This window comes from Amycolatopsis sp. TRM77291, from assembly GCF_054166285.1.
The window spans coordinates 3174244-3183878 of sequence record NZ_JBSZHF010000001.1 but is presented as its reverse complement, the minus strand read 5'-3'; the positions used below and the strand labels follow the sequence as shown (position 1 = coordinate 3183878).

8 protein-coding genes are annotated in these 9635 nt (G+C 68.9%); 6 read left to right on the top strand and 2 right to left on the bottom strand.

Annotated features, from left to right (window positions below; all coding sequences use genetic code 11):
* Positions 1 to 146: 146 nt before the first annotated feature.
* Both ACXIZN_RS14995 and ACXIZN_RS14990 read right to left on the bottom strand, forming a co-directional pair.
* Complete coding sequence (locus ACXIZN_RS14995) at positions 147 to 914, bottom strand: dioxygenase family protein (RefSeq protein ID WP_457955098.1); 768 nt, start codon at positions 912 to 914, stop codon at positions 147 to 149.
* A 194-nt stretch (positions 915 to 1108) separates the two neighbouring features.
* Positions 1109 to 1669, bottom strand: coding sequence for a CGNR zinc finger domain-containing protein (locus ACXIZN_RS14990; RefSeq protein ID WP_457955097.1), 561 nt, complete (start codon positions 1667 to 1669; stop codon positions 1109 to 1111).
* A gap of 64 nt (positions 1670 to 1733) precedes the next feature.
* Here ACXIZN_RS14990 and ACXIZN_RS14985 point away from each other — a divergent pair, with 64 nt between their 5' ends.
* From ACXIZN_RS14985 to ACXIZN_RS14960, 6 genes are all read left to right on the top strand, one after another.
* The gene (locus tag ACXIZN_RS14985; protein ID WP_457955096.1) at positions 1734 to 2372 is read left to right on the top strand and encodes a haloacid dehalogenase type II; all 639 of its coding nucleotides are present in this window, start codon (positions 1734 to 1736) and stop codon (positions 2370 to 2372) included.
* Between the two features lie 71 nt (positions 2373 to 2443).
* A complete protein-coding gene (locus ACXIZN_RS14980) occupies positions 2444 to 2941 on the top strand; it encodes a hypothetical protein (RefSeq protein WP_457955095.1) in 498 nt (165 codons plus the stop codon).
* Entirely contained in the window at positions 2941 to 4320 is a 1380-nt protein-coding gene (locus tag ACXIZN_RS14975; RefSeq protein WP_457955094.1) for a hypothetical protein, read from the top strand. The genes ACXIZN_RS14980 and ACXIZN_RS14975 overlap by 1 nt, the downstream gene beginning before the upstream one ends.
* Positions 4317 to 5687 carry a VWA domain-containing protein gene (locus ACXIZN_RS14970; protein WP_457955093.1) on the top strand — a complete coding sequence of 457 codons (1371 nt, stop codon included), beginning with the start codon at positions 4317 to 4319 and terminating at the stop codon, positions 5685 to 5687. The genes ACXIZN_RS14975 and ACXIZN_RS14970 overlap by 4 nt, the downstream gene beginning before the upstream one ends.
* A 19-nt stretch (positions 5688 to 5706) precedes the next feature.
* Positions 5707 to 6819: an ATP-binding protein gene (locus ACXIZN_RS14965; protein WP_457955092.1), complete on the top strand. Its 1113-nt coding sequence runs from the start codon at positions 5707 to 5709 to the stop codon at positions 6817 to 6819.
* Positions 6816 to 9581, top strand: coding sequence for a DUF5682 family protein (locus ACXIZN_RS14960; RefSeq protein WP_457955091.1), 2766 nt, complete (start codon positions 6816 to 6818; stop codon positions 9579 to 9581). Before ACXIZN_RS14965 ends, ACXIZN_RS14960 begins: the two co-directional genes overlap by 4 nt.
* The last annotated feature ends 54 nt before the right edge of the window (positions 9582 to 9635 follow it).

Genomic DNA, 9635 nt, shown 5'->3' with positions numbered 1-9635 from the left:
AAGGTGTCGCGAAAGCCACTTTCGGGACGTCTGGCGTCCCGAAAGTGGCTTTCGCGACACGCCGGGTTTGTCTTGTCGTAGAAAAAGCCCGTCACTGAAAAGGGTCCTCCCCGGCACTTGCCGGGGAGGACCCTTTGGGGGTTTCCCTAGTCGGGACGGCCGACCTGGGTGTTCGACAGGTCGAGGCCGATCGCGAAGTCGGCCGTGTAGCCGCTTCCGGTCTGCTGGGGACGCAGCAGCATCTGTGCCCCGCCGTTGCGGTAGATGGCGTCCCGGCTGTTGGTCGTGTCGGCCGGGCCTTTCCGCCGGTACGGGTCGGTCCGCAGATAGGCCGCGCCGAATTCGGGCGTGAAGTAGAGCTGCGAGGTGAACTCGTACGGCCTGCCGTTCGTGCCGACGGTGCGGATTTTGACATGGATATGCAGTGTGCGTCCCGTGTACCACCCCGGAAGAATGGTGGTGAACCGGGCCGCTCCCGATTGGTCGGTGTTCTGATAACCGCGCAGGAAACGGCGGCCACGGCTTCCCTGGGACGGAATGTCGGAGTACAGCCCGAACGCGTCGCACTGCCAGAGATCGACCATGGCTCCCGGTAGCGGCGTGCACTGCTGCTGACGGATCTGCTGAACGGTGAAATTGATCGCCAGCGCGGTGCCGGGAACCAGTTGCCCGGTGGACGGCTCACTGCGGATATCGGAGCGGTTGAGCCGTTCGTCGACGAAGTACGGGCCCTCCATTTGTTCCGGCTTGACCACGCAGTCCAGCGTGCAGATCTCGGGTGCGCCCTGGCTGGAGGTGGTGGCACTCGCGGTGGCGGATCCGGCGGCGGCGAGTGTCGCGCCGGCGGCGCCGAGGAGGATCAACGCCTGTCGCCTGCCGAGTACCCGGCCTACTGGCTCATCATCGTCATGCATGGGGTTCCTTTTCGCCAAATGATGGGAGTAAGGGAACTGCACGCGGCAAGAGTTGGCTGCAGGGTGTCGCGCGTATACGATTTTCCGACATGGACCGGCCGCTGTCGAGAAAGTTCACTCTCGTGCATCATACTTCGAAGCGGACACCATTCGTTGATGGGCCGAATTCGCGAACCGGCGCTACGGCATTTCGCCTACGACGTCTCGAAACCCTCTTGGGAAAGTTTGCGTGCCCGATGGTTCGCCACATTGATGCGGTTTCCGCATAACCCGGGCATGCAATAGCGACGCCGTCCTGGACGCGTCGTGTCGATGAACGCGCCCCGGCAGGTAGGCGCGCCACAGGCACGGAACCGTTCCACGCCGAGGGACTGGACGACGCCGAGTATTCCGACGCCGCAAACCAGGGCCAGGGAATCCGCGACTTTCGCGCCAGGCCGGACCGAAACGGCCCACCGTGCGCTGCCGGTCAGAAGGGTGACGTCGCCGACCGAAGAGGTGAGCGCGGTGGCTCCGGTGACGAGGCGCGCCTGGTCCGGGTGGTCGACCAGATCGCGCACCGTCACGCGTAGCCGATGAGCGGCGCGCAGATCCCCGGGCCGGGTGGGTTCGGGCAGTGAGCGAAGCTCGGCGAAGGCGGCGAGAGACGCCAGGTCGGGCAGCTTGTCTTCGCCGTGCCAGACCTCCGGGGCGGTGTTGACCAGGTCGGTAGCGACGCCCGCCGCCCAGACGTAATCGTCCAAAGCTACTTGCATCTCTTACCGACCTCTCGTACGTTCGCGGTTAACCGTCAGTTTAACCCTTACTGGGAGGTTGTCTGTGGAGATCGACGCCTTGGTGTTCGACATACTCGGCACGCTCGTCGACGAACCGGCCGGGATTCGCGACGCGGTCCGGCGAGCCGCGCCGGACGCCGATGCGGATGAGCTGGCCGGCCAGTGGCTGGGCCACGTCGAGACCGAGCAGCGGCGCATCGTCGCGGGGGAGCGGCCGTACGCCCCGAGTGACGTCCTCGACCGCGAAGCGGCTCAGCTCACCACCAACACGGACGTGGTGCCGAAGCTCGAGCCCTGGCCCGATGTTGTCGAGGGACTGGCGAGGCTTGCCGAGCGATACCCGATCATCGGGCTCTCCAACGCCGGCCGATCGAGCCTGCTCCGGATCAACGCCCATGCCGGTCTCCGCTGGCACCAGGCACTCTCCGCCGAGGAAGCACGGACCTACAAGCCCGACCCGGCTGTCTACGAGCTGGCCGTCAAGACCTCAGGCGCACCGCCGGAGCGGCTGTTGATGGTCGCCGCCCACGCGTGGGACCTGAGGGGAGCGCGGAGTGTCGGCCTTCGGACCGCGTATGTCGCCCGGCGCGTCGGAGATCCGCCCTCGGCGGAGGACCGGTTCGATCTCCAGGCGGACGGCCTCGCCGATCTGTCCGTTCAGCTCGCAAAACTCCGGATGTGAGCGAAACTGTCGGTGCCTCCCGCTAGGTTCTTCCCAGTCCCCACCGAGGCACCCCGCAAGGAGAAGATGCGTTGTCAGACTGGGAAAGAGCAAGCACGGCCAGGGTGTTGCCACCCGCTCGCCCGCGCAAGCTCGCGAAGGTCCCGTTCGTCGAACTGGCCGACGGACGGGTGCAGGGCGTGGTGTCCAGTGGATCGGACATAGGCCGGGTGTACGTCTCGTCGGTCGCGGCGAGCACGTACGAATTCTCCTGCAGTACCAACAACAACCGGCCTTGTGGCGGGGCGCGGGGCATGTTCTGCAACCATATTCTCGCCCTGATCAACGAATCCACCCTTCAGTACGGTGCCGAGCGGGTAGCGCGGTACTTGCGCGTCGAGGTAGCGGAGCCGACCGCGCAGGCCATTTCCCAGACCATGAGCGCGACGCGTCCGTCTCAAGGCGACAGCACCGCCGCCGCTTCCGTGTTCAGCCAGTTCTTGCGCCACTTGGCCTATCTCGAATTCGAGCCGTCGACGGCACCGGTGCCGGAGCTGCAGTGGTTCCCGGCGACGAGGGCGGTGGTCTGATGCGCGTCGATCTGCTCACCGATCCCATCGCCGGTCTCGACGAGGCGCTGGCGGTCGTCGACGCCTTCGACGACGTGCTCGTCGCCGGTCTGCTTCGTCCTCAGAAGATCGCCGGCCTGACCGGGCTGGCCGACGCCGTCGCCGGGTCGCCGCTGGCGGCGCGGGTCGCGGAGGCAGCGGAGAAGACCGCGGCCGGTGCCGCGGGGGAGGAGCACTTCGTTTCCCTTGCGGCGGCGAGGATCGCGGTGTTCGGCTCCGTACACGACGCGGTCCTCGCGCGGCTTGTCGAAGCGACCGGCCGTCCACTGGGCGAAGACTCCGCCGGGCGGGCCGCCGAGGCGGAACCGCCCAATCTTCTGGTCGCCGCGCGGTCTTGGCTGGCCGATCTGGCCCGCGCGGGCTGGCAGGGTATCGACCACGACTTGATCTCGGCTTCGGCGCAGGTGATCTCCGCGTTGCTCGCGGAACCGAGCCTGCGCAGGCTGGCTGTCCTGCTCGACGGCTTCGCCGCGGAACTCGCGGCGTCCTGTCCCGGCGCGGCGCTGGAGCGGATCCCCGCCCGGCGCTGGGGCGACCTGTGGTCGCGCGGAATGCTGCTGACCCTGCCCGTGGCGGCGGCGACGCCGGCCATCGGCACGGTCACCGGCCGCCTGCTGCCCCTCGGGGTCGACCTGCTGGAACATGCGGCGGCCGCGCAGGCCCAGGTCCATGCGATCTTCGAACCCGAAGACGGCACCGCTCCGCGGCTCGTGCGCGCGAACGTGACCGCGCCGAAGCCGGACACGATCATCGGCGCCGGGATCTGGCAGTTGCTGCGCCCGCATCTTTCCCTGCTCGCGGCGATCAGCGAGGGACGTTCGATGGACCTCGCCGACATGCCGGTCACCGCGGAGGGCGACCTGCTCTGGCGAGACGAACACGCTCGTCCGGGAGAGCCCGCGGACGCGTTCTCCACGGCGCGTGTCGCTCTGCCGAAGGCCGTCACGCCGACGGTCGCCCCGCTGGATCGGCATCCGGTCCGGCTCGCCGTTCCCGTCTTCCTCGAGGGGTACGGCGTCGAGGACGACGAAGACGCGCTCACGTTCACCTTCGCCGGGAACCGGCTCAACGTCGAGACCGATCGCATCCCGGCCGCCGGCCCGCTGACACCCAAGGCGGTCGCGGGCTCCAGCGCTTGCATCGGCCTGATCCGGTGGGACGGCGGATTCCGCCTCCAGCCGCTCGCCGTCGAGACCACCGTGCGCAAGAAGACCACCGCCGTGCACGCCGGAGCCTGGGCAGGCGGCACCACGGACAAGGCCGGGGTGAAAGCCGAGAAGGCCGCCACTGACGCCGCGGCCGTGCTGCGCGAGCGCGCCGGAAGGCTGTTGCGGAAATGACCGAATCCGAGGACAACCGCCGCCAGGTCCTGTACTGGCGGCTGCTCGCCCGGCTCTTCGACTCCGAGGAGCAGGCCGCGCTCGAATCGGCGAGTGTCGCCGTGGTCGAGGACATCGGCCTGCCCTCCGCCGTGCTGGATCCGAACGTCGCGGTCGATTCGGTCGTCCAGCGTCATCCGGAGCTGGCGGCCGAGTTCGACGGGCTGATGATCCCCGAAGCCGAGGACGGCCGGGACAAGGCCGCGGAAGTGCGGCGCGCGGCGCTCGTGTCGAAGGTGCTGCTGAACGTCTTCGCCCCGGCGCCGCCCACCGTGACGGCAGGGCAGCTGTCCCGCTGGCAGGCCGACGCGGGCTGGCTCGAACGCGCGCTGGGCTGCCGCCCGGGCGAGCTGCGCGGAGGCCGTCCCGGCGGCGCCCCGACCGGCCTCGGCGGCACCGGCGGTGGCGCCGCGCCGGACTTGAGCACCCTGCTCCCGGCGATCGGCCCGGAACTCGGCGGCATCGAGGCGGACCTCGTCAAACGGATGCATCTGCGTGAGGTCCTCGCCGACCCGGCGCTCGCGGCGAAGCTGAGCCCGAGCATGTCGCTCATCGAACAGTTGTTGCGGGACAAGGACAACCTGTCCGGAGTGGCGCTCGCCAACGCCAAATCACTCATCCGCCGTTACGTCGACGAGATCGCGGAAGTCCTGCGGACCCAGGTCGAGAAGGCCTCGACGGGCAAGGTGGACCGTTCGGTCCCGCCGAAGCGCGTGTTCCGCAACCTGGATCTCGATCGCACCATCTGGAAGAACCTCACCAACTGGAGCCCCGACGAAGAACGGCTCTACGTCGATCGCCTCTACTACAAGCAGACCGCGAAGAAGACCACGCCGCAGCGGCTCATCGCGGTCGTCGACCAGTCGGGCTCCATGGTGGACTCGATGGTCAACTGCGCGGTGCTGGCCTCGATCTTCGCCGGACTGCCCAAAGTGGACGTCCACCTGATCGCCTACGACACGCAGGCGCTCGACCTCACACCGTGGGTGCACGATCCGTTCGAAACGCTGCTGCGCACCAACCTGGGCGGCGGCAACGACGGCATGGTCGCGATGGCGCTGACCCAGCCGAAGATCGCCGAACCCGCGAACACCGTGGTGGTGTGGATCTCCGACTTCTACGAGACCCGCGTCGAGCAGCTCTTCGAGAGCATGGCCGCGATCCACCGGTCCGGGGCGAAGTTCATCCCGGTCGGCTCGGTCACCAGCGCCGGCCGGGGCAGCGTGAACCCGTGGTTCCGCGAACGCTTCAAGGATCTCGGCACGCCGGTGATCTCCGGCCACATCACCAAGCTCGTGCACGAGCTCAAGACTTTCCTCACCTCCTGAACCTCCCGAAAGGCAAGACATGTCCGACCTGTTGCGCGCCCCCGCCGAGATCAAGTACGCCGAAGAGCTGGACTGGCTGGAGTCGGTCGACGACAACCCCAAGCCGTTCGCCTGGCGCCTGTCCCCGAAGATGCTGCGCCTGTTCATCCTCGGTTCCGAGCGCGCCGACGGCCTCGACCGCGAGATCTCGCAGAAATGGTTCGGCGACCGGAACATCGTCGAGCGGGCCATCGTCACGCTCGCCTCCGACCGCGGCCTCCTGCTGATCGGCGACCCCGGCACCGGCAAGAGCTGGCTCGCCGAACTGCTGGCCGCGGCCATCTCCCGCAACTCCACGCTCGTCGTGCAGGGCACCGCCGGCACCACCGAGGACCACATCAAGTACTCGTGGAACGTCTCCATGGTCATCGCCAAGGGCCAGTCCCGCGAGTCGATGATCCCCTCGCCGATCATGACCGCGATGGAGGCGGGCTCGATCGGCCGTTTCGAGGAGCTGACCCGTTCCACCAGCGACGTACAGGACGCGCTGATCTCGATCCTGTCGGAGAAGTACATCTCGGTACCGGAGCTGGACAGCGACGGCATCGTCTTCGCCAAACCCGGGTTCTCCGTGATCGCCACCGCCAACAGCCGCGACCGCGGCGTCAACGATCTGTCGTCCGCGCTCAAGCGCCGTTTCAACTTCGTCCGCATCCCGGTGGTGACCGACAAGAAGAGCGAGGCGGAGATCGTCCGCTTCCGCACCGAGGAACTCCTGCGCCGCCACCAGATCGAGCTGGACGTGCCGCCCACGCTGCTCGACGTGCTGTTGCGCAGCTTCGGCGACCTGCGTGCCGCGGCGGCGTCGGCGGGCAGCGACGACGAGAAGCTGGAGTCCGCGTTGTCCACCGCCGAGCAGATCGGCGTACTCGAAGACGCGGTGCTGCACAGCAACTTCTTCGGCGAACGCGAGCTGACCGCCCGCACGCTGGCGTCCTCGCTGGTCGGTTCGCTCGCCCGTCGCGAGCCGGAGGATCTGGCGATCCTCAACAAGTACCTGCACGGCGTCGTCGAGCCGCGCAGCAAGAACGAGGGCGGTGACTGGCCCGGGTTCCTCGACGGCGGCCGCGACGCGATCGCCTCCCTCTCGTGAGCGGCGCCTTCGAGGCGTTGCGCGGCCAGTTGCAGGAGGCCGCGGCCGCCTTCGCCGACGGGCCCGGCGCACTGGAGGGCATCCTCCTCGGGCTCGTCGACGACGTCGATCGCGCGGTGCGCGAGCCGTTGGAGATCTTCCCGGTCTGCCACCATTCCCCGGCGTCGGCCGTGGCGATGGCACGGCGCCTCCGGGAGAAGCAGCCGAAGGTCGTCTACCTGGAACTGTGCGAAGACATGGCGCCGTTGCTGACCGAGCTGCGCAACTGCCGTCTCCCGGTGGCGGTCCAGGCCTTCGCGACGGACGTGAAGGGATTCCCCGCGGAGTGGGCGCCGTTGTCCGTGGTCGCGCCGATCACCGAAGCTTCGGCGGAGTACCAGGCGATCGCGTACGCCCTCGACACCCCGGGCGTCGAGCTCGTCCTCGTCGACCGGTCGGCGGACCACGTGTTCCAGTGGGACGAGCGTGAGCCGCCCTCCGATCCGGACGCGCCGCCCGCCGAGGAAGAGGCCGCGCTGCACGGTGACGCGGTCGGTGTCGAGATCGGTGATCTCCGGCCCCGGTTCGCCGAACTCGAGGAACACCTGCTGCGGCACGGGCGGGTGCGGCACTGGTCGGAGTGGTGGCACCAGTACGTCGAGCTGCCGCTCGGCGACAGCGACCACGACACCTACCGCCAGGTCATGTTCCTGATCGGCAGCCTGTTCCGCCGTCTCGCGCCGGGCGACACCCGGCGCGTCCGGGTCGACGAAGACCGCGAGCGCTACATGTGGACCCGCATGCGCGAGCACCTCGCCGCCTCGGGCGCGGATCCCGCGGACTGTCTCTACATCTGCGGCGCGTTCCACGCGGCCAGCCGGGTCGCGGAGTTCGGTGTCGACGGCACGGACGGCTTCGTGATCAGCCCGCGCAGCGAGAGCACGTGGCAGTACGGGCTCATCCCGTCGAGCCACGCCTCGATCGAGGCACAGTTCGGGCTCGCCGGGGGATCGGTGTCGATCGCCGCGACCGAGTGGGCGAAGAACCTGAAACGCACCAAGGTGAAGCAGTTCCAGCTGGAAGGACAGGTGGGCGGGCAGAAGCGGAAGAAGGCCGCGGCGCTGCCCGCGCCGACGCCGGATCCGGTGGCAGTGGATCCATCGGACCAGCTTTCCGGCTTCCTGCAACGACCTCCGGTGCTCGACCGGCTGGACGAGGCGGAGCTGCTGGGCTGGTCGGTCGAGATCGTCCGGGCGGCGCGCCGCAACGGGTACCTGGCCTCGACGGCCGACGCCATCGCGGTGTTCGAGACCTCGATCCTGCTGGCGGGCCTGCGCGACCGGGCCAAGCCGACGCCGTACGACTTCCAGGACGCGGCGGTCACCTGCATCGAAAAGGACGTCGTGCCCGGCAGGCGCGACGTGCGCCGTCTCGTCGAGATCATGATGGGCGGCGACCGGATCGGTCAGGTCGGCTACGACGCGTTGCCGCCGCTGGCGCGCGACGTGCACGACAGGCTGGAGCCGCTGAACCTCAAGCTGCAGCAACGAGGTGTGCGGCGGGCGTTGCTCGACATCGCGTCGAGGCCGGAACTGGAGCCCTGCTCCGATCTCCTGTGGATGCTGCGCTATCTGATGCCGCGCGGCGCGGCGCGGCCGATCATGGGGGAGCGGCGGCTCGGCGAACGGCCGATCCAGGAGTCGTGGGATCTGGCGCTGGGCACCCACCAGCGGGCCCTCATCGAGCTGGGTTACGAGGGCGTCAGCGTCGAACAGGTGCTGGAGCAACGGCTTCGGCGAGCGGCCTACCACCCGCAGGCCACCGCCGCGAAGGTGCTCGGCGCGGTCGAGGACGCGACGCTCTACCTTCGCAGCGCCCGGCTGGCGGGGGAGCTGGGCACACGTGCCCTGGAGGTCCTGGCCACCGAACGCACCGTCGACGGCGCCCCGGAAGTGCTGCGACGGGTGCGGAGGCTGCTGGCGCACTACCGGACCAGCGAGCCGGTGCTGCCGCGGTGGATCGAGGACTTCGTGAAGACGGGGTACGCGCACTACTGCACGCTGCTCCCGGCGGCCTTCGCCGACGAGGAGGCCGGCGTCGAGCAGGTCGCCGCGATGCTGGGCTTCCTGTTCAGCATGGAGTCGCTCGCCCTGTCGCTGGGGTGCGACCGTACGCAGCTGGAGCTGGCGATCGCCGGATCGCATCCGGAGGAGCCGTCGAAGGTGGCGCTGTTGTGGGCGGCGCAGGTCCAGCTCGGCCGCCTCACGCGTGCCGAACTGCGTGAGCGGTGCGCCGGGCTGCTGGCGAATCCGATGGTGCTGCCGGCTTATCCGCGTTACCTGAGCGGTTTCGTCCACGCGCTCGAACCGGCGCCGGGGTTGGCCGACTTCGTCGTCGAGGCGGTGTCGAACGCTTTCGCCGAGCTACCGGACAGGTTGCTGCTGCCGTGGTTGCCGACGTTGATCACCACGCTGCGGTCCCGCGGCGCGGAGCTGGTACCGCTGCTCGTGCGTGAGGCGGGACGGATCTTCCCCGGGAGGCTCGCGGCGCTCGACGAATGGGTCCCGCCGTGGAAGGACCAGCCGGAACCCCGTGTGGTGACGAGGAAGACAGGAGGAGGCGGCCTGGCCTTGCTCGCAGCGCATCCGGCTGCCTGCGATGCCGTGGCGGACCTGCTGGGCTGCGAGGAACCGTGGGGGAGCACAGCGCCCGCCGGTTTGGCGCTGCTCCAGCGGTACCCGGAGTCCGCCGTCGCGCTGGAGGAGGTGCTCACCGGAGTGTGAACCCGAGGGCGGGGGGCCGGTGTCCCGCGCCCCCCCCAACCCGCACTAGGCGCA